Origin of the sequence: Altererythrobacter sp., from assembly GCF_050299635.1 — a bacterium.
Lineage (GTDB): Bacteria > Pseudomonadota > Alphaproteobacteria > Sphingomonadales > Sphingomonadaceae > Erythrobacter.
In genome coordinates, this window is sequence record NZ_JBNKWF010000031.1 from 1 (window position 1) to 20,987 (window position 20,987).

Here is a 20,987-nt window from a genome sequence, read left to right on the forward strand (position 1 = left end):
AGTCTCGATGTTCTATGATCTGATGATCGCCAAGCTCATCACCTGGGGCACAACGCGCGACGAAGCGGCGGATTTGCAGATCCAGGCGCTCGACGCCTTCCGGCTCGAAGGGCTGGGGCACAATATCCACTTTCTCAGCGCGATCATGCAGCATCCGCGTTTCCGCTCGGGCGAACTCACCACCGGCTTCATTGCGGAGGAATATCCCGACGGATTCGAAGGTGCGCCAGCCTCCGAGGCGGTGCTGCGCGGCCTGGCCGCGGTGGGCGGCGTGATTGCGACCGCCGATGCCGACCGGGCGCGGCGGATAGACCAGCAACTCGACGGCCCACTCTATGCGCCGGGCGACTGGTCGGTGAAGATTGGTGACATGGAATACGAAGTTTCTCTCGGCGAAGACGAGATCACCGTCGATGGCGAAGCTGTCGAAGTCAGTTTCGACTACACGCCCGGTGACGTGCTGGTCGATCTCGAGCTGGACGATGAAGCGCTCACCATCCAGCTCAAACCCACTCGCATGGGCTATGACATCACCACGCGCGGCGCGACGCAGAGCCTGCGGATATTGCCGCAGCGGGTGGCCCATCTGGCGCAGCACATGATCGAAAAGGAACCGCCGGATCTTTCAAAGATGCTGATCTGCCCGATGCCCGGACTGCTGGTGAAGCTGCATGTCGGGGAGGGCGAAGAGGTCCAGCCGGGCCAGCCGCTTGCGACAGTCGAAGCGATGAAGATGGAGAATATCCTGCGCGCGGAGAAGCAGGCGACCGTCTCGAAGATCAACGCGGCAGAGGGTGAAAGCCTGGCGGTCGATGCAGTGATCCTGGAGCTGGAATAGTATGCATCTCCTGCACGATCCCTCTGCGCCGCAGGCCTCCGAGATCACATTCGAGGACTTCCTGAAGGCAGATATTCGTATAGGCACCGTGACCGTGGCCGAGGAGTTTCCTGAAGCTCGCAAGCCTTCCTATCGGCTGCGGATCGATTTCGGGCCGACCATCGGTGAAAGGAAAAGCTGCGCCCAGATCGCCGCAAATTACACCACGGGGGATCTGATCGGGCGGCAAGTGGCGGCGGTCGTCAATTTTCCGCCACGCCAGATTGGACCTGCAATCTCGGAAGTGCTGACGTTGGGCTTTGCGGACGAAGCCGGGAATGTGGTGCTGTTCGCCCCGGACCAGCGGGTTCCGAATGGGGCGAGGCTGTTTTAGGACAATCCAGAACCGCAGGCGGCAGGCGGGTTGGAACTAAATTCCGTCGTTCGGATCGATACTTGCACTATTGCATGAAAAACGGTCAGTCGCTGTGGCATTGTGCGCACAATTGGCAGAGACGTGTGCAAATCGTGGTAAATCCACTGGTAATCACCCTGCGTTCGCGGGATGCTGAACTTCCTTCGAGTCGCTTCCGAAGAAACTGGAGGCAAAACATGGCAAGAAAAGGAACGGGCTTCTTCGACAGGAAGGGGCAATTCTTCAAGACACCTGAAGAAGCCACGCGTAGCGATCTGGCGTCCTTGCTGGGACAAATCGGCGAAAAAGAGAGCCTTGCGCCCGGTATCGCGCATACGCTGTTGGAAAAGCGTGCCGAGATAGAAAAGCTCTATGTCGAGCATGATGCGATGATCACCGAACGCGAAACGGTTTTGGCAGGAGCCGAAAACGTGGCGAGACTTAAGGTTTAGGATTCAGGGAGGACTGGAGATTGTCTTCTTTGGAGCTGATTGAGTTGGCGTGAAAGCTTACGTCGCCGGATTTGTGCTGATCGCTTCCGTTTTTGGTGTGGAGTGTACGTCGGCTCTCGCTCATCCCGGCGGGCTTGCTTCCGATGGCTGCCACTTCGACCGCAAGGCTGGAGCGAGACACTGCCACGTCAAGAATGTCGCAGCGCCGCCTCGATCATCCGCGCCAGCGGGGCCCTATTACAGAAATTGTGACGAAGCTCGGCGCGCAGGCGTCGCCCCGATGCGGAGGGGCGAACCGGGTTACCGTCCCGCGCTCGACCGCGACAATGACGGAATTGCCTGCGAGCCCTACCGTTAAGCTACGGCAGGTTCCGTTTCTTGCGCCGCGCTCAGCAGCCGTTTGCCCAGGAACCACCTGAACAGGACGAAGGCTACCAATCCAGTGGCGGCGGTGGCCACATGAATCATCCAGAACTGGGTTGTATCCATGCTCGAATACCAGCCGCCGACCCGGCCTACGATCTGGTTGGCGAGGAAAAACGACAGGTAGTAGATTCCGACCACGGTTGCGTTGATCTGCTTGGGCGCAAGCCGGGTGAACAGCGCCAGGCTGACCGGAAGGATATGCGCGAAGCCGATCGAGTTCAGGACATGGAACATGACCGGCCAGAACAGGCCGATCTTGCCGTCACCCTGGGTCGCGGCCGCCACCACCAGGCACAACCCGCCGCCGATGGTGAAGAAACTGCCTAGGATCATCTTGCCCAGTTCGTCGGGCTCCCAATGGTTCTTGCCCCACCAGCTCCAGAAGGCTGCGACTGCCACCAGCATCCCGAAACTGACTGTTGCATCGACTGTTATCATCCAGCTTGTCGGCAGTGTGGTGCCGAAGAAGGTTAGCTGAAAGTGCTGGTCCGCCCAAACGAGGTAGGCGTTGAAGATCTCCTGATTGGTCAGCAGCGAGACTGCCATCACCGGCACGAGCAGCACAACGCCAAGGATGCGGAACCAGTCATTGGTGCTCAACGGATCGCGTTTTGCCGCTTCGCCTTTCGCCGGGCGATTGTCTTTCGGAAGCCATGGCCCGGCCAGAATGTAGAGCACCAGGCCTGCCACCATGACTACGCCTGCGGTGCCGAAGCCCCAGTGCCAGCCGACCTTTTCGCCCAATGTACCCGCGATCAGCGGCGCAGCGATCACGCTGACATTGATTGCTATGTAGAATATCTGGAAGGCCATCGCACGGCGCAGGTCGCCGTCCTTGTATAGCTCGCCCACCTGACTCGCGATATTTCCCTTGAACAGGCCCACGCCCACGATCAGCGAGAGCAGCGCGAAAAAGAACATGCCCTCGAACGCCATCAGGAAATGGCCCAGCGCCATGATCGCGCCACCTGCTATCAGTGCGGCGCGCCGCCCAAGCCAGCGATCGGCAAGAATGCCGCCCAGAATCGGCGTGAGATAGACCAGCGAGGTGTAATCGCCGAAGATCGCTGAAGCGAGCGGCTGGCCCTCCATGCCGCCGTAGCGATTCTGCTGCATCCACTCGAGGCCCACCACTGCGTCAAACCGTTGCGGCAGCAGGTAATTGACCATGTAGAGCGTAAGCAGCGTCTGCATGGAATAGTAGGAGAAGCGTTCGCAGCCCTCGACCACCGCGAGATAGCCCAAGCCTTTCGGGTGCCCCAGAAACGCGCGATCGGCGTGCTCGACGGTTTCGTCGAGGTGTTCCGGCGTGGCTTCGGCTGTAGTCATTCTGGCGCTCCCCAAAGTTACTTTTGCAACCGGTTAGCGACCGTCAGAGCGAATGTCTTGCCCAATTTTCACGCTATCCCAGTTGCTCGTCGAGGAATGCCGCCACGTCCTCCAGCGCCACGTCGTGCGCCATAAAGGCCTCGCCGACATTCTTGATCAGAAGGAAAGGCAGGGTGCCTGCGTCCATCTTCTTGTCATGCAGCATGTGGCCGGCAAGCGTGCGCCCATCACAGGCAAGGCCGAGTTCGAACAATTCGGATGGGAGGCCTGATGCGGCGATTGCGCTTGCGACACGATCCGCTGTTTCGGACGCAATGAGTCCGCGCCGCGCGGAATAGCGCGCTGCCAGCACCATGCCGAGCGCCACGCCTTCGCCATGGAGCAGCCTGTCAGAAAATCCGGTCTCTGCCTCCAGCGCATGACCGAAAGTGTGCCCCAGGTTCAGCAGTGCACGGGTGCCGGACGTCTCCCGCTCGTCTTCGGCAACAATGCGGGCCTTGGCCGCAACGCTGGTCGCAACCGCATGTTCGAGAGAATCGGGCTCGCGCGCGAGCACTGCCGTGCCATTCTCTGCGAGCCAGTCAAAGAACTCGGCATCGCCCAGAATGCCGTATTTGATGACTTCGGCATAACCAGCGCGCATTTCGCGATCGGGCAGGGTGTTCAATGCGCCGAGGTCAGCAAGCACCAATGACGGCTGGTGAAATGCACCGATCAGATTCTTGCCCGCGCCGGTATTGATCGCGGTCTTGCCGCCTACGGAGCTGTCGACCTGCGCCAGCAGTGTAGTGGGAAGCTGGATGAAGCCGCATCCGCGCTTGAGGATCGCACAGGCAAAGCCGGTCAGGTCACCGATCACGCCTCCACCCAACGCCAGCACATGATCTCCGCGTTCGACCCCTTCGGCCAGCATCCAGTCCGTCAGCGCCTGCAGGCCCTGCCAGCTCTTGGCACCTTCGCCCGGCTGCACCACATGCCACCGCGCTTCATGGCCCGCCGCAGAGAGCGAAGCCTCGATCGTGTCGCGCCAGTGCGCGGCAACATTGGCATCGGTAACAACCGGCACGCGCTGCTTGCGCAGCAAGTCGCCGCATTGGCCCGCCACATTGCGCAGCAGGTCATTGCCGATCCGTACCTCATAGCTACGGCCAGCCAATTCGACCGGGATTACAGCCATGCGTCGATAGCCTCCAGAATGTTCGTCGCCGTATGCACATGCGGGCCGTCATGGCTGAGCACCCGAATATGCGCCTGCGAATAGAAGGGTTTGCGATCTTCATAGAGCCGGGTCAGGATTTCGCGTGGATCACCGTCCTTGAGCAAGGGGCGGGTGCTACGCCTGCCCGTCCGTTCGACCAGCGTATCGATGTCGCTGTCAATCCATACGGCGATCGCTCGATCGAGAATCAAGGCGCGCGTTTCCGGATCGACGAAAGCGCCACCCCCGGTCGCAATGACGCAGGAATCCTGTTCAATCAGCCGTGCGATCACGCGCCGCTCTCCATCGCGGAAGTATTCCTCGCCGAAATCCTCGAAGATTTCGGAGATGGTGCGCTGTGCTGCCACTTCGATCTCTTCATCAGCATCGACGAAGCGGCGTGAAAGCAGGCTGGCAAGCCGCCTCCCGACGGTCGATTTGCCAACACCCATCAGGCCTACCAGCACAATCGGCCGGTCGATTCTGGCGGCAATTCGCTTGATCTCCGCATCGTTGAGAGTTGACTGTTCTTCGATCATTGCCGTCCCGCCTATAGATGGGGTAGGGCGGACGCAATATGGCGCACAAGCACAATTCGATTCAGCCGATGGTTGGGGATCGCGTGCCGGTTGCACGTCGCATGAGAACCGGGTTGATCGTGACTATGGTAATTCTGGCAGTTGTGGGATTGGCCTGGTTTGATGGCGGTGAGGAACCGTTGCGACCGATCGTGCAGGACATTCCCGTGCCGGAGAGCGGCCAATGAGGGCCTTGTTTTTGACTGGCGGCGCTGCCCTGGCGCTGGGCGCGAGCATTGCATTGGCGCAAGATGCGCCTGAATCCCTGCTGCCACCGGGTTTTGACGATCCCGTGCCAGCACCTTCGCCTGCACCTGCTCCCCGGCCTGCTGCGCCCACGGGCCCGGCACCAACAGGCCCTGCAACACCGGCGCCTGCCACCACCGGGCCGGTTGTGCAGCCGATACCCGGCGCTGGAGAGTCGATTCCCGATCTTGGCGATATTGACCTGAGCTCTGTCCCTTCGGTTGAAGAGCTTGAAGCGATGTCGCCGGACGAGCTTGACGAGCTGCTCGGGCTCAAGCCCAAATACGATATTCCGCCTGCCGCTCGCCGCGCGCTTACCCGTGTGGGCGTCATTGCGCCTTCCGAAGGCGGATTGCCTTCAGGATCGCTGGCAAGGCAGCCCGCGGCGCTTGTGCGAGCAATCCTGGCGGAAAGCGACGGCCCGTTCGTTTCGCGCTGGGGGCATATGCTCATGCGGCGCGCGCTTGCTAGCCGGCTTGCCGCACCAGAAGGGATGAACCCGGTCGAGTTCGCGGCGCTTCGTGCCGCTGCGCTTAACCGGATGGGCGAACATGCCACGGCGCGTGCACTGGTTCAGGATGTCGATACCGGCAATTGGGACGAGAAGCTGACTGATGCCGCGCTCAACGCCTATCTTGGCACGGAAGATATCGTAGGCATCTGTCCCGCGGTGCGTTTCCAGGGTGGCGAGCGCGACGATTCGACATGGAAGATGCTGCGCGCAATTTGCAGCGCCTATGCCGGGGAGGGTGCGCTCGCCGGCTCCCAGCTCGACCGTATGCAGCGCGAGAACGGGATTCCTCGCATCGATGTCCTGCTGGCTCAGCGCTTTGCAGGCGCTGCCGGTCGCGGCAGGCGCGCGGTCGAGATTGAATGGGATGGGGTGGAGGAACTCAATCCCTGGAGATTTGCGCTCGCCAATGCCGTGGGTGAAGATTTGCCCGATGGTCTGATCGAGCAGGCTACACCCTATTACCAGCGGATCTGGGCGACCGCGCCGATGTTGCCGCTGCAATTGCGCGCTCGCGGTGCCGACCGCGCGGCCAGCGATGGCCTGCTTTCGGCGGCAGCGATGGTCGATCTCTACAGTCAGATATATTCCGACGACACGATCGAAGGCGAAGAAGCCGATCGCGCCGTGCAATTGCGGGATGCCTATGTTGGCAGCGATCCGACCGAGCGACTTGCCGCGATGCAATCGATATGGGGCGGAGACAGCGCGAGCAATTATGGACGCTACGTGCTCACAGCCTATGCGGCGGCTCGCATGCCTGCGGATAGCGGGATGGCGGCTTCGGCCGCACCGCTGATTGCCTCTATGCTTGCAGCGGGGCTCGATCGCGATGCCATGACCTGGTTGCCCGTCGTGGAGCAGGGAAGCAATGGCTGGGCGCAGCTCATGCTTGCTCGTCCCGACAGGTCCGGCAATGTTTCGAGCGAGGGAATTGACGGCTTTATCGATGACGATGGCAGTGCGGACCAGCGCCGTTCGCGCTTCCTGCTTGCCGGACTTGCGGGACTGGGCCGGATAGACCGCCAGGACCTGAATGATTTCTCGGGGCGCCTTGAAGTTGATCTTTCGCGCCAGAGCAAGTGGAGCCGGACGATCGATCGCGCAGCCGAAGTGAACAACCGGGCACTCGTCGCCTTGCTCGCCGGTCTTGGAATGCAAGGAAGCGGGTGGGACCGCATGACAGCAATGCACCTTTACCATATTGTCTCCGCGCTGAACCGGGTCGGGCTGAATGCCGAAGCCCGGATGATCGCGGCGGAGGCGGTTGCGCGCGGCTGATGTCTGCCGCCGTCGAGGCATTCCTGGACATGCTCGCCGCAGAGCGAGGCGCGGCAGCCAACACTATCGCGGCCTATCGCCGGGATCTGGATGGCGCTGAAGCGGAGATCGGCGATCTTTCCTCGGCAAGTCGCGAGTCCGTGGCAAGGCTGGCAGGAGCCTGGGCCAGCCTGGCGCCATCGACGGTTGCTCGCAAAAGCTCGGCCCTGAGGCAATTCTTTGGTTTCGCGCTCGACGAAGGCTGGCGTCAGGACGATCCGTCAGGCGCATTGCCGCGGCCTTCTGCCCGAAGACCGCTGCCCAAGGTGCTGTCGCACGACGCGGTCGACAGGCTGTTTGAGCGCGCCGAGCTGGAGGCCGAGAGTGGCAAACCCAATGCGGTGCGCCAGCTTGCGCTGCTGGAAATGCTTTATGGTTCGGGATTGCGCGCGACGGAGTTGGTTTCGCTGCCCGTCAGCGCTGTCCCGCGTGATGCGCCGATGCTTACTGTCATGGGAAAGGGGGGGCAGGCGCGAATGGTCCCTGTGAGCGACCGTGCGCGCGAAGCGCTAAGCCGCTGGCTGGATGTGCGTGGCGATAATTCCCGATTCCTGTTCCCCTCGCGCGGCAAGCATCTCACGCGGGTAAGACTTTTCCAGATGCTCAAGGAGCTGGCCGTGCGGGCGGACATTCCCCCCGAATCGGTTAGCCCGCATGTTCTGCGCCATGCCTTTGCGACGCATCTGCTCGAGGGCGGGGCGGACCTGCGCGTGTTGCAGACTCTGCTGGGCCATGCAGACATCTCCACCACGCAAATCTATACCCATGTCGATGCCGCGCGGCTGGTTGCTCTGGTGAATACGCGTCATCCTCTTGCCCGAAGCGGCACATCCGGTTAGCGCAATTGCGATGAACGCCTATCTCGACTTCGAGAAGCCCGTTGCCCAGCTTGATCAGCGGATCGCAGAATTGCGCGCCGCTGCCGTGGGTGACGAGGTTGATATCGCCGCCGAACTGAAGCGCCTTGAACAAAAGAGCGCGGACCTGCTGGCCAGCACCTATGCTTCGCTGACGCCGTGGCAGAAGACTCAGGTCGCCCGCCATCCACAGCGCCCGCATTTCCGCGATTTTGTGGATTTTGCGTTCGAGGATTTTACGCCTTTGGGCGGGGACCGCTATTACGGCGAAGATGAAGCGATCATGGGCGGATTTGCGCGGCTGGACGGTCGCCGGGTCATGCTGATCGGCCACGAGAAGGGCAATGACACCGAATCGCGGATCAGGCACAATTTCGGGATGGGAAAGCCGGAAGGCTATCGCAAGGCAATCCGCCTGATGGAACTTGCAGGGCGGTTTGGCCTGCCAGTGGTCACTTTGGTCGATACGTCTGGCGCATTTCCGGGTGTCGAAGCGGAAGAGCGCGGCCAGGCCGAAGCTATCGCCCGTTCGACTGAAGCCTGCCTGGCGCTGCCGGTTCCGATGGTTGCGACGATCGTGGGCGAGGGCGGTTCCGGCGGCGCTGTCGCACTGGCGAGCGCCGAGCGTGTGCTGATGTTCGAACATGCTGTCTATTCGGTGATCTCGCCCGAAGGCTGTGCGTCAATCCTGTGGCGTACGGCTGAAAAGGCGCCCGATGCGGCTGAAGCGATGAAAGTTACCGCGCAGCATCTCAAGCGGCTCAAGGTGATCGACCGGATCATCAAGGAGCCGGTTGGCGGTGCTCATCGCGATCCGTCCGCGGCTGCCGCTTCGCTTGCGAAAGCACTGAGCGAAGAGCTGAAATCGCTCGACGGCCTGTCGCCGAAAGCCTTGCAGAAAATGCGCGAAGAGAGATTCTTGCAAATCGGCACCACCTGATGCTCTAATAGCCTGTGACAGTTCGCGTTTTTCGCGCGAATAGGATGACAGGCTGAATGCAGCGATTGGTGGACGCTGCCGAGGATGCAGGAGGTCGAATTGAACATGATGATTTCGCGCAAATCGCTGGCGCTTGCAGCAGTTGCTCCGCTCGCACTCACGCTCACCGGGTGCATGGGCGGCGGTGAAATACCCAGTGCTTCCACTCCGATTACCCAGGCAGAAGCTCAACAGGGTGCCGAGGCTCACCCCCAGCTCCTGGCTGAATTCGGCGGTGCAATGAGCGGCACTCAGGCCACCTATGTTGCTTCCGTGGGCAAGAACATCGCCGTTCAATCCGGCTTGGGCAATGCGCGCGATTCCTTCACCGTTTCGCTGCTTAATAGCTCGGTGAACAACGCCTTTGCCATTCCTGGCGGCTATATCTACACCACACGTCAGCTCGTCGGACTGATGAACAATGAGGCTGAGCTGGCCGGCGTTCTGGGTCACGAAGTCGCGCATGTTGCTGCGCGCCACTCGCAGCGCAGGCAGCAGCGCGCACAGCGCGATGCCTTGCTGGGCGTTCTCGGCCAGGTGCTGGGATCGGTCGTGGGTGGTCAAGTCGGCGGGCTAATCCAGCAGGGTTCGCAATATACCCAGCTCTTGACGCTGAAATTCTCGCGCAGCCAGGAATTGCAGGCCGATGATCTGGGCATCCAGTATCTCGACAAGGCGGGGTACGATCCACGTGCGATGTCGACCGTGTTGAACAGTCTGGCCGCACAGAACGCGCTCGATGCCCGCTTGCAGGGACGCGGTGACGCAAGGATGCCAGAATGGGCCTCAACTCACCCAGATCCGGCGAGCCGTGTGCAAACGGCGCTATCCAAGGCCCAGCCGCTCGGAACAGGCATCACGAATCGCGACACCTTCATGTCGCGGATCGATGGACTGCTATATGGAGACGATCCGGCGCAAGGCGTGATCGAGGGAAGCACCTTCATTCATCCGCAAATGCGGCTGGCTTTTACCGCGCCGCAGGGCTTTTACATGCTCAATGGTACGCGTTCGGTGAGCGTCAACGGGCAAAGCGGCAAGGCGCAGCTTTCGCTCGCGTCCTATGGCGGAAATCTCGAAACTTATGTGCGGCAGCAGTTTGCGGCGCTGGGTGGAGAGCAGCAGAAGCTGGCACCTTCAAGCATGCAGCGCACGACTGTGAATGGCATTCCGGCCGCCTATGGCATGGCGAGGGTCAACAATGGCAACAGCCAGGTCGATGTTGTGGTGTTCGCCTATGAGTTTGCGAAAGACCGTGCCTATCACTTTACCGCAATAACGCCGGCAGGACGATCGAACGTGTTTTCAGCGATGTTCAATTCGATGCGTCGCGTCAGCTCGTCTGAAGCAGCAGGTGTAATCCCGCGGCGGATCGATGTGGTGACCGTAAGAAGTGGCGACACGGTGAGCGGGCTCGCCAGGCGGATGGCCTATAGCGACAATCAGGAAGCCCGCTTTCGCGTGCTCAACGCGCTCGGTTCCTCCAGCACGTTGCAGGCCGGCCAGAAAGTGAAGATCGTGGTGCGGGCCCGCTGAATGGTAAGATTTCCGATTGCAGGCACAAAAAAAGCGGCGGGAAAATCCCGCCGCTTCTTTCTGGTCTAATCTAAAGCGATTAGGCAGCGGCGTTAGCGTCCTTCATCGTGCTCGACACGGTGTTGAAGGTCGTGGAAAGCTCGTTGCCGAGGCTCTGCATTGCGGTGATCGCAGCAACAGCGATCAGAGCAGCGATCAGGCCGTATTCGATGGCGGTTGCGCCCTGCTCGTCACGGAGCATCTTGTTGATGAACTTCATTTTCAGTCTCCTGGTTCAGTCTTCGGTACCCGTGTCCGCCCGTTAAACTCGCGAACAGACAAATGTGGGGATAGGACGCAGCCGTTGAGAAAATCCTAATTCAGGACCTTTCGAAATGGTTACTTCTTATCCATCGCCTTTGAGACATCGGCCTTGACCCACGCCCACATGCCCGTGTTCTCATCCGCAACGGAATCGATGGCACCCATGCACGCAATCACGACCAAGCTCGCGATCAGGCCGTATTCGATGGCGGTCGATCCAGTGCTGTCGTTGCCGATAGCCCTAAGAATGTTTCTCGTAATCATGGAGAACTCCACCGACACGTTCCTGACAAATGCGCTTTTGAAGCTGAGCAAGTTAAGAAATGGTTGAAGGACAGCCTCGAGATGGAAAATAATCCGACATGGCAGGCGGTAGTCGCGGGCGCGCTGCGCGATTCTCAGGGGCGCTGGTTGATGCACAGGCGGCCGCTTGAAAAGCACCACGGCGGGTTATGGGAGTTTCCCGGTGGGAAGGTGGATCCGGGTGAATCGCCCGAGGAAGCGCTGATTCGCGAGCTACATGAGGAATTGGGGATCGTGATCGCGCCCGGTGTGTCGACTCCGGCCGGGTTCGCTCAGGAATCGCGTGCGGAACACACAGATTGGATACGAAAGCCGATTGTCATTCTTCTTTACACTATCGAGGATTGGACCGGAGAACCCTTTGCGCATGAAGGCGGTGCGATCGATTGGTTCGTTCCCGCGGAGATCGAGCAACTCGCGCGTCCGCCGCTCGACATTGCACTCTGCCGACATTTGTTTGCCAAAGAGGCTGGATAGGGGATTGCCAAGCTGGCGAAGCCCCCTTATGTGCCGCCCCTCACGCGCGCCAGTAGCTCAGCTGGATAGAGTACCTGACTACGAATCAGGCGGTCGGAGGTTCGAATCCTTCCTGGCGCGCCAAGAAAGCCCATCCCGCAAGGGGTGGGTTTTTTTGGTTCGGGGGACCGGATTGCCACAAACGTCGGCGCTCGCATCCGCTCGCTTGGCTTTCCTCGCCTACACGACCTGACGGTCGCGTCGCTACGGGCGGCCAATCGGCCTTGCGGCGCGCTAGTCGCGCACCGGATTGGCAAAGTACCTGCGGTTCCAGCTCATCGCACTCGTCTCTCCAGCGCATGCATCTCTTCGTCTGAAAATCCGAAATGATGCCCGGCCTCATGCACGACGACATGCCGGACGATCGCTTCCAGCGAGACGCCGGTCTGATGCATTTCGGCCAGCAAGGGTTGACGAAACAGACTGATTATCGGCGGCATCGAGCCCGATTCCCACACTGACTTGTGCGTCAGGGGTCGTCCTTCATACAGGCCGCTCAAATGCCATTTATCATCGAGTCCGACGGATGCGAGTTGTTCGGCGGTGGCGAACTCTTCGATTTTAAGCACCACGTCGCGCAGGTTTTCCTGAAACGCCGCCGGCATCTGCCGCAATGTTGCACGGGCATAGGCTTCGAAGGCAGCGCGATCGGGGCCATGGAAGAAATCCGCCATCAACGGGAGATGGGGGCCGTGCCGCGCCAGGGCAAGGCTCGCTACTTGTGGTACCGGTGGCCGAGGGATGCGCTCTGGGCATTTGCCATCAGGAAAATTTTCCGCAAAGGGGGGCAAAGGTGCCGGCGTGCACGGGCTGAAACGAAAGGGAAGGTTTTGAGCTGCGATATCGATCCCGATGACGATAACCCGCTCGGCAAGCCCGAGGTGCCTGAGCAGGTGCAGGATGCGATCCGCACCTTGATCGAATGGGCAGGGGACGATCCCAAGCGTGAGGGCCTGCTCGACACGCCCAAGCGGGTCGGGCGTGCGTGGCTCGAATATTGCCAGGGCTATGCGGAAGATCCGTCCGTCCATCTCTCGCGTGTGTTCGAGGAAGTGGGCGGTTATGACGAGATCGTGCTGCTCAAGGACATTCCCTTTCAGAGCCACTGCGAACATCACATGGCGCCGATTACGGGCAAGGCCGCGATTGCCTATCTGCCGGACAAGCATGTCGTGGGCATTTCCAAGCTCGCCCGCGTGCTGCACGGCTATGCCCGGCGGTTGCAGATCCAGGAACGGCTCACTGCGGAAGTCGCACAATGTATCTGGGATCACCTTGAACCCAAGGGAGTGGCGGTGGTGATCGAGGCTGAGCATGGCTGCATGACTGGTCGCGGCGTGCGTACACCCGGCGTGAGTATGGTCACCAGCCAGATGATGGGCACGTTCCTGCATGACGAACGCAGCCGCAAGGAAGTGCTCAGCCTGATGGGCTATTAGGTCCGGCCGAGGACAGCATCAGAACAGTCTCCTGTTGGCGGGCGATTGGTCGCGCCGCCTGTCCCGTGTTAGATACCCCGCTGAACAAGGGGACTGACCGATGGCACAGCTTGAAACACGCTTTTCCGGAAATGTGCCGGAGAATTACGACCGGGGGCTGGGGCCATACATTTTCGATTACTACGCCCGGCAGATGGCGGATCGCTGTGCGGCGCTCGACCCCAAATCGGTTCTCGAAACGGCCGCTGGAACAGGCATCGTTACGCGCTACCTTCGCGAGAGCCTCTCATCGGGTTGCGCGCTGACCGCGACTGACCTGAACCAGCCTATGCTTGACTATGCCGCGGTAAAGCTAAGCGGCATCGGGGCAATAGAGTTCGGGACTGCCGACGCATGCGACTTGCCGTTTGAGGACAACATGTTCGATGCAATGGTCTGCCAGTTCGGGGTCATGTTCTTTCCGGATCGCCAGGCGGGCTACAGGGAAGCCTTGAGGGTCTTGAAGCCCGGTGGGACCTATCTGTTCAGCGTATGGGACAGTTGGAAGGCCAATCCCTTTGCCGAGATCGTCCATGATGTGGGCGCAGAGTTTGTTCGAGACGACCCGCCGGGATTCTACAAGGTTCCTTTCAGCTATAGCGACGTTGAAGCGATCGAAGCGGATCTGCGCAGCGCTGGCTTCAAAGAATGGAACGTGGAGTTCTTGCCTCACCAGCGGGTGCTGGATGACATAGACCTCTTCGCTCACGGGATCGTCCACGGAAATCCGCTTTTCAACGAGCTGAAGGAACGTGGCGTCGATCCTGAGGCGGTAGGCAAGAGAATCGCGCAATCTTTGGATGAACGCCTGGGCGAGTCCATGCCGCTGCAGGCGATCTTTATAACCGCGAGAAATCCATCAGCCTGAGCGAAAGCAGATACAAAAAGGGCGCCGCAGCGGGCGCCCTTTCATTTTGCGTGTCTTGCCGGGGCTTAGAGCTGGCCGAGCATATGCTCTGCGCTTGAGACCGAGAAATCACCGGGCGCCTCGACGTTGAGTTCTGTAACGACGCCATTGTCCACGATCATCGAATAGCGCTGACCGCGTTTTCCCAGGCCAAAGCCAGAACCGTCCATGGTCAGGCCCACACCTTCGGCGAAATCGCCATTGCCATCCGCGAGCATGGTGATGTCGCCCGATCCAGCGGCCTGGTTCCACGCGCCCATCACGAATGCGTCGTTCACCGCTGTGCAGGCAATTTCGTCAACGCCCTTGGCCTTCAGTTCGGCTGCCTTTTCGACATAACCGGGCAAGTGGCGCGCCGAACAGGTCGGCGTGAACGCACCAGGGACAGAAAACAGCGCGACCTTCTTGCCCGCGAAATAGTCGCTGGAACTCACCTGTTCGGGCCCGGCCTCGGTCGCCTTGACCAGAGTAACTTCCGGAAGCTTGTCACCAACCGAGATTGTCATTGCGTAATTTCCTTTCGTAATCCCGTCCTTTGGCGTCCGATATAGGGCCTTCGCAGCGAGCCGCAACAATGCAAGATATAAAGATCGCTTTATATTTGCTTCGCGACGGGCCAGCCGCTAGAGGCGCGGCTCAGAAATTGCGGGCGTGCCTTCGCTCGCCGACTATTGCCGATATCAGGAGAAAGACGTGGCCGAAGCTAGCCAGGACCATATCATCAAGGACATCTCGCTTGCCGAATACGGGCGCGACGAGATCAGGATTGCTGAAACCGAAATGCCTGGCCTGATGGCGCTGCGCGAAGAGTTCGGTGCCTCGAAGCCGCTGCGCGGCGCACGCATCACTGGCTCGCTCCACATGACGATCCAGACCGCGGTCTTGATTGAAACGCTGGTGGAACTGGGCGCGGACGTGCGCTGGGCGACCTGCAATATCTTCTCCACGCAGGATCACGCAGCCGCCGCGATCGCCGCGCGCGGCATTCCGGTCTTTGCAATCAAGGGCGAGAGCCTGGGCGAGTATTGGGACTATGTCGGTCGCATCTTCGACTGGTCGAGCGAAAATGAGCCTGACCTTACCGCCAACATGATCCTCGACGATGGCGGCGATGCCACCATGTTCGCTCTGTGGGGCGCGCGTCTGGAAGCGGGCGAGACCATGCCAGAGCCGACCAACGCCGAAGAGATCGAAATGCAGCGTGCGCTGAAAGAGTTCATCGCTCGCAAGCCCGGCTATCTCACCGCCAGTGTGAAAGCGATCAAGGGCGTCTCCGAAGAGACCACCACTGGCGTTCACCGTCTCTACCAGATTGCCAAGAACGGCCATCTGCCGTTCCCTGCGATCAATGTGAACGACTCCGTCACCAAGTCGAAGTTCGACAACCTCTATGGCTGCAAGGAATCGCTTGTCGATGCGATCCGCCGTGCGACCGACGTGATGCTGGCCGGCAAGGTTGCTTGCGTTGCCGGCTTTGGCGACGTTGGCAAGGGTAGTGCGGATTCGCTGCGCCAGGGCGGCGCGCGCGTGATGGTGACGGAAATCGATCCCATCTGCGCCCTGCAGGCGGCGATGGAAGGCTATGAAGTCGTCACCATGGATGAAGCGGTTGAACGCTGCGATATCTTCGTGACCGCTACCGGCAATGAAGACGTCATCACTGCAGAGCATATGAAGGCGATGAAGCCGATGAGCATCGTGTGCAACATCGGTCACTTCGATTCCGAAATCCAGATCGGCGCGCTCAGCAACTACGAGTGGAAGGAAGTGAAGCCGGGCACGGACCTTGTGACCTTCCCCGATGGCAAGCAGATCATCGTGCTGGCGCAAGGCCGCCTGGTGAATCTGGGCTGCGCCACCGGCCACCCAAGCTTTGTAATGAGCTGTTCCTTTACCAACCAGGTATTGGCGCAGATCGAGCTGTGGCAGCGCGGACATGACTATTCGAAGGAAGTCCATGTCCTGCCCAAGCATCTGGACGAGAAGGTCGCCGAGTTGCATCTGGCAAAGTTGGGCGTTTCACTTACCAAACTCAGCAAGAAGCAGGCCGACTACATCGGTGTGCCGCAACACGGCCCGTTCAAGCCCGATCACTATCGTTATTAGGTATTTGCGGGCCGTATCGCACGGTTCGTCGCCTAATTAGGGAAAGCCCTCGCTTTTGCGGGGGCTTTTCGTTTGTGGGCCAGTTGCATCGGGGGCTCACCACGCATAGCTGGGATGCATGGAACTTTCGCTCACTGCTCTGGCGATTATTGGTCTGCTGCTTGCGGCCTGGACGGTGGGTGCGGCTCTGCTGATGCTTCGCTCGGCGCGCCATGCGCGTCGGCACGACGCAATGCGCAAGAGCATGCAGCGAATGAGCAAGATGCTCGACGAGGCACCAGCGGTTCCCTTGCTTGTGCGTGCGGACGGCAAGATCGAAGCGCCTGAACGGTTGGCTGGCTGGCTCGGCCTCGACTCAATGCCGCAATATCTCAGCGAGCTTGATGGAGGGGGCAGTCGCGGGTTGTCGGGCGATCAGCTCGAGGCATTGTCAAAAGCCGTGAAGCAGACGCAGAAGACCGCCGCGCCGTTTCGCATGGCGGTCACGCCGGTCGGATCGAAACGCAGCCTGGCGCTGCGCGGAACGCTCGCAAACCCTGCTGTCTCGCCCGGAGGGGCAGCGTTGGTGTGGGTGTTCGATTTCTCCGATAGCGAGCATGAACTTGCCAGTCTGCGAGAGGAAGCAACGCGCGCTCGTGGCGATTTCTCCGCACTGGTTGGCCTGATCGAAGCCGCACCAATGCCGATGTGGTTTCGCGGGCCCGATTCCAAGCTGCGACTGGTCAACCGCGCCTATGTCGATGCGGTCGGAGTTGACGATGCGGAAGAGGTGGTCCGCAAGCAGATCGAGCTGATCGAGGAAATTGACGGTCTTGGCCCCGCGCAGATCGCCCAGCAGGCGGCGCAGCAGGGCATGGCTGCTGAACGCATCGTGCCGGCCACTGCAAATGGCGAGCGGCGCGCCTACCGGGTCAGCGATTTGCCCTTGGGCAAGGAAGGCGTCGCAGGCTACGCGATCGATATCGAGGAAATGGAGCAGCAGGCGCGCGAGTTCCGCGCGTTCCGCGAAGCGCAGCGCGCCATGCTCGATCAACTTTCGGTCGGGGTCGCGCAATTCGATGCCGGACAGAAGCTGGTCTTTGCGAACAAGCCATTCCTGCGCCAGTTCGACCTTTCCTTCGGCTCTATCTCTGAAGCCTTGCCGTTTGACCGCTTCCTCAGCGATGCGCGTGAAAAGCGGCGCACGCCCGAAGTGCGCGATTTCCCGGCATGGCGGAGTGAGCACCTGGCCTGGTTCGGCTCGCACGATACCAAGGAAGAGGCCTGGCCGCTGACCGATAACACGCATTTGCGCATCGTCGCTCAGCCGATGCCCGATGGCGGGCTGGTGCTGATTGCAGAGGATCGTACCGAACAACTCGCCCTGTCGGCCACGCGCGACACGCTGCTGCGGACCCGCACCGCCATGCTGGACAGCCTGTTCGAAGCGTTGGCGGTTTTCGCGCCCGACGGCTCGTTGCAGCTATGGAACCGCAGCTTTGCGGGAACCTGGGGGCTTGCCGAGGATCAACTCGATTCCCATCCCAGTGCAGACCAGTTGCTCAAGCTGATTGCGTCCAATCTGGCGCGACCGGCCAAGGTCAAGGCAATTGGCGATATCATCCGTACCGCGACGCTGGACCGCAAGGAAAAGGGCGGGCGGATCGAACTTGCGGACGGGCGCACGCTTGAGTTTGCGGGCGTGCCGCTGCCCGATGGCAACGGCTTGCTGACTGTGCTCGACATCACCGATTCGCAAATGGCCGAGAACGCGCTGCGCGAACGCAACATCGCGCTGGAAGAGGCCGATGCGGTCAAGGCGCGCTTCCTCGCAAATATGTCCTACGAATTCCGCACCCCGCTAACGTCGATCGGCGGTTTTGCGGAGTTGATACAGAGCGGTGCGGCTGGCCCGGTGTCCGATCAGATCAAGGACTATACCGATGCGATCCTCGAATCTGTCTCCCGCCTGACCGAACAGGTCGAAAACGTGCTGGACCTGTCGCAGAGCGAGGCCGGCCTGCTGCCTCTCAGCAAGGAACGCCTCGAACTTCTTCCATTTGTTGCCGAGGTGGTGCGCCTGCGCGAGAAGCCGATCGTGGATGCGGGCATATCACTTGACCTGCGCGGCAATCCCGGGGGCGCGATCGAAGGTGACAAGCGCCAGCTTGGCCGTGTGATCGGCAATCTGGTCGACAATGCAATTGCGGCGACGCCCGAGGGCGGCAAGATCCTGGTTGATGTGGCCAAGGGCAAAAACGGGGCCCGGATCGTCATCTCCGACAATGGCGAAGGCATGAGCGCGGATGAGCTTGCCCGCGCGGTTGGGGGCCTAAGCGAACTGGCCGATGGCAAGCTCGAAAAGCGGCAAGGGCTTGGCATCCCCCTCGCGCGGCAATTGATCGAGGCGCATGGCGGCACGCTGACCATGCAGAGCGAGAAGGGCGCGGGCACCACCGCGATTATCCGCCTGCCGTGACGATTGAACTGCCGGATCTTGATTCGATGGAGGCATTTGGCGTGCGCATCGCCGCGCGTTTGCGGGCCGGCGATGTCGTGGCGCTGAGCGGCGATCTTGGTACGGGCAAGACCACTCTGGCGCGCGCAATCCTGCATGCCCTGGGCCATAAGGGGGAGGTTCCGTCTCCCACATTCACGATTGTCGAAACCTACGATGCCACTGCGATGCGCGTGCCTGCCGTACATGCGGATTTCTACCGGCTCGAACGGCCTGAAGAGGTGGAGGAACTTGGTCTGGACGATTATCGTGACGGCGCTGCGCTGATTGCCGAATGGCCGGAAAAGGCGGGCGGATTTGCTCACGAGCCGCAATGCCTCTCGATCACGCTGGAATTTGCGGATGACGGTCGGGTAGCGATTGTCGGAGCAGGTAACGATTGGCTAGAGCGCCTGCCATGAGCGAATTGCCGGACGGGTTAGTCGAGTTTCTTGCCGAAGCGGGCTGGGCGGGGGCGGATATCGATCCGATACCCGGCGATGCCTCTTTCAGGCGCTATTTCCGCATTCATCGTGTTGGCGACAGTGGAGCCGACAGGGCGATGCTGATGCATGCGCCGCCGCCGCACGAAGATCCGGCTCCCTTCCTGCATGTTGCGCATTGGCTCACTGGACACGGGATGCGCGCACCAGCGATCATGGCCGAGCATGCAGCGGAAGGCTGGGTGCTACTGGAGGATTTCGGCAACGACCGGATGCGAGACTGGCTCGACCTTCATCCTGAGAGCGAGACAGCCGCTTATGAAGGCGCAATCGACGCGCTGGTAGAATTGCACAGCAAGCCTGCCGGACCTTTCCACCCTTATGACATGGAGGTCTACCAACGCGAGGCTGGCGTGTTCACCGAATGGTATTGCCCCGCCATGGGGCTCTCTGTCGATGAAGCAGGCTATTGCGCCGCCTGGGACGAAGCGCTCGGTCCAATAATTCCGCGCCAGCAGCCGGGTGTCACCGTGCTGCGTGACTATCATGCGGAAAACATCATGCTGCTGGGCGATCCGGCAAGCGGGGCGGCACAAGGGCTGATCGACTTCCAGGATGCGCTGGTGGGACATCCGGCTTACGATCTGGTGTCGCTGTTGCAGGATGCGCGCCGCGACGTTTCACCAGAATTGGAGCGCGCCATGCTCGATCGATATCTGTCGGCCGTGGACATAGGCGCGGAATTCGAGGCCGATTATGCAAGGCTCGGCGCGCAGCGCAACGCCAAGATAGTTGGCATCTTTACCCGGCTCTACAAGCGTGATGGAAAGCCGCGCTATCTTGAGCTGATCCCGCGCGTATGGGAGGCGATGGAGCGTGATCTGGCGCATCCGGCGCTCGCGCCTGTCGCACTGTGGTTTGACAGCAACATCCCGCAGGCATTGCGCGATGAACTGGGGGGCAAAGTCGCGTGAGCGAACTCGCATCCGATACGGCGATGGTAATGGCTGCAGGGCTGGGCAAGCGGATGCGTCCGCTCACTGCCTCGCAGCCCAAGCCGCTGGTGCGGGTCGCGGGTAAGCCGTTGATCGACCATGCGCTTGACCGGCTGGCTGACGCGGGCGTGGCGCGCGCGGTGGTCAATGTGCATTACCTCGCCGATGCGCTCGAAGCGCATGTGAAGGACCGCAAACAGCCTGCAATTACTGTGTCGGATGAACGCGATGCACTGCTCGAAACGGGCGGCGGCATGGTCAAGGCACTGCCGCATCTGCCCGATCCCTTTTTCTGCCTCAATGCCGACAATATCTGGCTGGAGGGGCCACGCAGCGGTTTCCACGATCTCTCGCAGCGCTGGGATCCTGAGGTGATGGACGCGCTGCTGCTGGTCGTACCGCATTCGCGTGCTGCCAATTTCGATGGGTCGGGGGATTTCCATATGGATGGGCTGGGACGCCTCAGCCGCCGCAGACCGGGCCGGATTGCTCCCTTCATCTACACCGGCATCCAGCTGGTTTCGCATCGCCTGCTGCGCGATGCCCCCGTAGGTGCGTTTTCGACCAATGTGCTGTGGAATCGCGCGATAGAGGAAGGGCGGCTTTTCGGGGCGTCCTTCACCGGGGAGTGGTTCGAAGTCGGCACGCCGCAAGCGATCAGACCTACCGAACACGCGCTTGGGCGTGGGCATGTTTTCTGAATGACGGTGCCAGCCTGCTCCCCCTCCCAGCCAGCCGATAGCTTGACCGGGCATGATTGGGTGGCTGGGAGGGGGAGCGGGCTGGAGCCCTACTT

24 protein-coding genes and 1 tRNA gene are annotated in these 20,987 nt (G+C 60.7%); 18 read left to right on the forward strand and 7 right to left on the reverse strand.

Features of this window, described 5'->3' with window-relative positions; genetic code table 11:
* The 4 genes from ACQY6C_RS13525 to ACQY6C_RS13540 form a co-directional block, all read left to right on the forward strand.
* The coding region (locus ACQY6C_RS13525; protein ID WP_427969597.1) for a biotin/lipoyl-containing protein at positions 1-838 on the forward strand (838 nt) is incomplete at its 5' end.
* A gap of 1 nt (position 839) precedes the next feature.
* Positions 840-1,211 (forward strand): tRNA-binding protein, encoded by a 372-nt coding sequence (locus ACQY6C_RS13530; protein WP_427969599.1) that lies wholly within the window; start codon positions 840-842, stop codon positions 1,209-1,211.
* 74 nt (positions 1,212-1,285) lie between these two features.
* Entirely contained in the window at positions 1,286-1,684 is a 399-nt protein-coding gene (locus tag ACQY6C_RS13535) for a hypothetical protein (protein WP_427969601.1), read from the forward strand.
* Positions 1,685-1,733: 49 nt separating this feature from the next.
* Positions 1,734-2,042 carry an excalibur calcium-binding domain-containing protein gene (locus ACQY6C_RS13540; protein WP_427969603.1) on the forward strand — a complete coding sequence of 103 codons (309 nt, stop codon included), beginning with the start codon at positions 1,734-1,736 and terminating at the stop codon, positions 2,040-2,042.
* On the opposite strand, the gene ACQY6C_RS13545 is transcribed toward ACQY6C_RS13540, so the two are convergent.
* The 3 genes from ACQY6C_RS13545 to ACQY6C_RS13555 form a co-directional block, all read right to left on the reverse strand.
* Positions 2,039-3,439, reverse strand: coding sequence for a peptide MFS transporter (locus ACQY6C_RS13545; protein WP_427969605.1), 1,401 nt, complete (start codon positions 3,437-3,439; stop codon positions 2,039-2,041). The genes ACQY6C_RS13540 and ACQY6C_RS13545 overlap by 4 nt on opposite strands.
* Positions 3,440-3,512: 73 nt before the next feature.
* Positions 3,513-4,616, reverse strand: a complete 1,104-nt coding sequence (aroB, locus tag ACQY6C_RS13550) for a 3-dehydroquinate synthase (protein WP_427969606.1) — start codon at positions 4,614-4,616, stop codon at positions 3,513-3,515.
* Positions 4,607-5,176 (reverse strand): shikimate kinase, encoded by a 570-nt coding sequence (locus tag ACQY6C_RS13555; protein ID WP_427969608.1) that lies wholly within the window; start codon positions 5,174-5,176, stop codon positions 4,607-4,609. The genes aroB and ACQY6C_RS13555 overlap by 10 nt, the downstream gene beginning before the upstream one ends.
* A gap of 38 nt (positions 5,177-5,214) precedes the next feature.
* Here ACQY6C_RS13555 and ACQY6C_RS13560 point away from each other — a divergent pair, with 38 nt between their 5' ends.
* From ACQY6C_RS13560 to ACQY6C_RS13580, 5 genes are all read left to right on the forward strand, one after another.
* Positions 5,215-5,403, forward strand: coding sequence for a hypothetical protein (locus ACQY6C_RS13560; protein ID WP_427969610.1), 189 nt, complete (start codon positions 5,215-5,217; stop codon positions 5,401-5,403).
* Entirely contained in the window at positions 5,400-7,253 is a 1,854-nt protein-coding gene (locus ACQY6C_RS13565) for a hypothetical protein (protein WP_427969612.1), read from the forward strand. Before ACQY6C_RS13560 ends, ACQY6C_RS13565 begins: the two co-directional genes overlap by 4 nt.
* The gene (locus ACQY6C_RS13570) at positions 7,253-8,131 is read left to right on the forward strand and encodes a tyrosine recombinase (protein ID WP_427969614.1); all 879 of its coding nucleotides are present in this window, start codon (positions 7,253-7,255) and stop codon (positions 8,129-8,131) included. The genes ACQY6C_RS13565 and ACQY6C_RS13570 overlap by 1 nt, the downstream gene beginning before the upstream one ends.
* A gap of 10 nt (positions 8,132-8,141) precedes the next feature.
* Positions 8,142-9,089 (forward strand): acetyl-CoA carboxylase carboxyltransferase subunit alpha, encoded by a 948-nt coding sequence (locus tag ACQY6C_RS13575; RefSeq protein ID WP_427969616.1) that lies wholly within the window; start codon positions 8,142-8,144, stop codon positions 9,087-9,089.
* A 108-nt stretch (positions 9,090-9,197) separates the two neighbouring features.
* Positions 9,198-10,664 (forward strand): M48 family metalloprotease, encoded by a 1,467-nt coding sequence (locus tag ACQY6C_RS13580; RefSeq protein WP_427969649.1) that lies wholly within the window; start codon positions 9,198-9,200, stop codon positions 10,662-10,664.
* A 79-nt stretch (positions 10,665-10,743) separates the two neighbouring features.
* Here the strand turns inward: ACQY6C_RS13580 and ACQY6C_RS13585 are convergent, their stop codons facing one another.
* Together ACQY6C_RS13585 and ACQY6C_RS13590 are read right to left on the reverse strand one after the other, a co-directional pair.
* Complete coding sequence (locus ACQY6C_RS13585) at positions 10,744-10,923, reverse strand: Flp family type IVb pilin (protein ID WP_427969618.1); 180 nt, start codon at positions 10,921-10,923, stop codon at positions 10,744-10,746.
* Between the two features lie 119 nt (positions 10,924-11,042).
* Entirely contained in the window at positions 11,043-11,231 is a 189-nt protein-coding gene (locus tag ACQY6C_RS13590; protein WP_427969620.1) for a Flp family type IVb pilin, read from the reverse strand.
* Between the two features lie 81 nt (positions 11,232-11,312).
* Between ACQY6C_RS13590 and ACQY6C_RS13595 the strand changes: the two genes are divergently transcribed.
* Positions 11,313-11,747, forward strand: coding sequence for a (deoxy)nucleoside triphosphate pyrophosphohydrolase (locus ACQY6C_RS13595; protein ID WP_427969622.1), 435 nt, complete (start codon positions 11,313-11,315; stop codon positions 11,745-11,747).
* Between the two features lie 46 nt (positions 11,748-11,793).
* Positions 11,794-11,870 (forward strand) — tRNA-Arg (locus ACQY6C_RS13600).
* 191 nt (positions 11,871-12,061) lie between these two features.
* Here the strand turns inward: ACQY6C_RS13600 and ACQY6C_RS13605 are convergent.
* Positions 12,062-12,460, reverse strand: a complete 399-nt coding sequence (locus ACQY6C_RS13605) for a metallopeptidase family protein (protein WP_427969623.1) — start codon at positions 12,458-12,460, stop codon at positions 12,062-12,064.
* Positions 12,461-12,616: 156 nt separating this feature from the next.
* On the opposite strand from ACQY6C_RS13605, the gene folE reads away from it, so the two are divergent.
* Both folE and ACQY6C_RS13615 read left to right on the forward strand, forming a co-directional pair.
* Positions 12,617-13,225, forward strand: a complete 609-nt coding sequence (gene folE / locus ACQY6C_RS13610) for a GTP cyclohydrolase I FolE (RefSeq protein WP_427969625.1) — start codon at positions 12,617-12,619, stop codon at positions 13,223-13,225.
* Between the two features lie 100 nt (positions 13,226-13,325).
* Positions 13,326-14,132: a class I SAM-dependent methyltransferase gene (locus tag ACQY6C_RS13615; RefSeq protein ID WP_427969627.1), complete on the forward strand. Its 807-nt coding sequence runs from the start codon at positions 13,326-13,328 to the stop codon at positions 14,130-14,132.
* A gap of 65 nt (positions 14,133-14,197) precedes the next feature.
* On the opposite strand, the gene ACQY6C_RS13620 is transcribed toward ACQY6C_RS13615, so the two are convergent.
* Positions 14,198-14,677: a peroxiredoxin gene (locus ACQY6C_RS13620; protein WP_427969629.1), complete on the reverse strand. Its 480-nt coding sequence runs from the start codon at positions 14,675-14,677 to the stop codon at positions 14,198-14,200.
* 187 nt (positions 14,678-14,864) lie between these two features.
* On the opposite strand from ACQY6C_RS13620, the gene ahcY reads away from it, so the two are divergent.
* From ahcY to ACQY6C_RS13645, 5 genes are all read left to right on the forward strand, one after another.
* Positions 14,865-16,277, forward strand: coding sequence for an adenosylhomocysteinase (gene ahcY, locus ACQY6C_RS13625; RefSeq protein ID WP_427969631.1), 1,413 nt, complete (start codon positions 14,865-14,867; stop codon positions 16,275-16,277).
* Positions 16,278-16,395: 118 nt separating this feature from the next.
* The gene (locus ACQY6C_RS13630; RefSeq protein ID WP_427969633.1) at positions 16,396-18,735 is read left to right on the forward strand and encodes an ATP-binding protein; all 2,340 of its coding nucleotides are present in this window, start codon (positions 16,396-16,398) and stop codon (positions 18,733-18,735) included.
* The gene (tsaE, locus tag ACQY6C_RS13635) at positions 18,732-19,175 is read left to right on the forward strand and encodes a tRNA (adenosine(37)-N6)-threonylcarbamoyltransferase complex ATPase subunit type 1 TsaE (RefSeq protein WP_427969635.1); all 444 of its coding nucleotides are present in this window, start codon (positions 18,732-18,734) and stop codon (positions 19,173-19,175) included. Before ACQY6C_RS13630 ends, tsaE begins: the two co-directional genes overlap by 4 nt.
* A complete protein-coding gene (locus ACQY6C_RS13640) occupies positions 19,172-20,170 on the forward strand; it encodes an aminoglycoside phosphotransferase family protein (RefSeq protein WP_427969637.1) in 999 nt (332 codons plus the stop codon). The genes tsaE and ACQY6C_RS13640 overlap by 4 nt, the downstream gene beginning before the upstream one ends.
* Complete coding sequence (locus ACQY6C_RS13645) at positions 20,167-20,892, forward strand: nucleotidyltransferase family protein (RefSeq protein WP_427969639.1); 726 nt, start codon at positions 20,167-20,169, stop codon at positions 20,890-20,892. The genes ACQY6C_RS13640 and ACQY6C_RS13645 overlap by 4 nt, the downstream gene beginning before the upstream one ends.
* Positions 20,893-20,987: the final 95 nt, after the last annotated feature.

Bases quoted from the DNA above. Each gene is read 5' to 3' on its own strand.
- ACQY6C_RS13530 (WP_427969599.1), top strand. From the start codon at position 840: ATGCATCTCCTGCACGATCCCTCTGCGCCGCAGGCCTCCGAGATCACA.
- ACQY6C_RS13535 (WP_427969601.1), top strand. From the start codon at position 1,286: ATGAAAAACGGTCAGTCGCTGTGGCATTGTGCGCACAATTGGCAGAGA.
- ACQY6C_RS13545 (WP_427969605.1), bottom strand. From the start codon at position 3,439: ATGACTACAGCCGAAGCCACGCCGGAACACCTCGACGAAACCGTCGAG.
- aroB (WP_427969606.1), bottom strand. From the start codon at position 4,616: ATGGCTGTAATCCCGGTCGAATTGGCTGGCCGTAGCTATGAGGTACGG.
- ACQY6C_RS13555 (WP_427969608.1), bottom strand. From the start codon at position 5,176: ATGATCGAAGAACAGTCAACTCTCAACGATGCGGAGATCAAGCGAATT.
- ACQY6C_RS13560 (WP_427969610.1), top strand. From the start codon at position 5,215: ATGGCGCACAAGCACAATTCGATTCAGCCGATGGTTGGGGATCGCGTG.
- ACQY6C_RS13565 (WP_427969612.1), top strand. From the start codon at position 5,400: ATGAGGGCCTTGTTTTTGACTGGCGGCGCTGCCCTGGCGCTGGGCGCG.
- ACQY6C_RS13570 (WP_427969614.1), top strand. From the start codon at position 7,253: ATGTCTGCCGCCGTCGAGGCATTCCTGGACATGCTCGCCGCAGAGCGA.
- ACQY6C_RS13575 (WP_427969616.1), top strand. From the start codon at position 8,142: ATGAACGCCTATCTCGACTTCGAGAAGCCCGTTGCCCAGCTTGATCAG.
- ACQY6C_RS13580 (WP_427969649.1), top strand. From the start codon at position 9,198: ATGATTTCGCGCAAATCGCTGGCGCTTGCAGCAGTTGCTCCGCTCGCA.
- ACQY6C_RS13585 (WP_427969618.1), bottom strand. From the start codon at position 10,923: ATGAAGTTCATCAACAAGATGCTCCGTGACGAGCAGGGCGCAACCGCC.
- ACQY6C_RS13590 (WP_427969620.1), bottom strand. From the start codon at position 11,231: ATGATTACGAGAAACATTCTTAGGGCTATCGGCAACGACAGCACTGGA.
- ACQY6C_RS13595 (WP_427969622.1), top strand. From the start codon at position 11,313: ATGGAAAATAATCCGACATGGCAGGCGGTAGTCGCGGGCGCGCTGCGC.
- ACQY6C_RS13605 (WP_427969623.1), bottom strand. From the start codon at position 12,460: ATGGCGGATTTCTTCCATGGCCCCGATCGCGCTGCCTTCGAAGCCTAT.
- ACQY6C_RS13615 (WP_427969627.1), top strand. From the start codon at position 13,326: ATGGCACAGCTTGAAACACGCTTTTCCGGAAATGTGCCGGAGAATTAC.
- ACQY6C_RS13620 (WP_427969629.1), bottom strand. From the start codon at position 14,677: ATGACAATCTCGGTTGGTGACAAGCTTCCGGAAGTTACTCTGGTCAAG.
- ACQY6C_RS13630 (WP_427969633.1), top strand. From the start codon at position 16,396: ATGGAACTTTCGCTCACTGCTCTGGCGATTATTGGTCTGCTGCTTGCG.
- ACQY6C_RS13640 (WP_427969637.1), top strand. From the start codon at position 19,172: ATGAGCGAATTGCCGGACGGGTTAGTCGAGTTTCTTGCCGAAGCGGGC.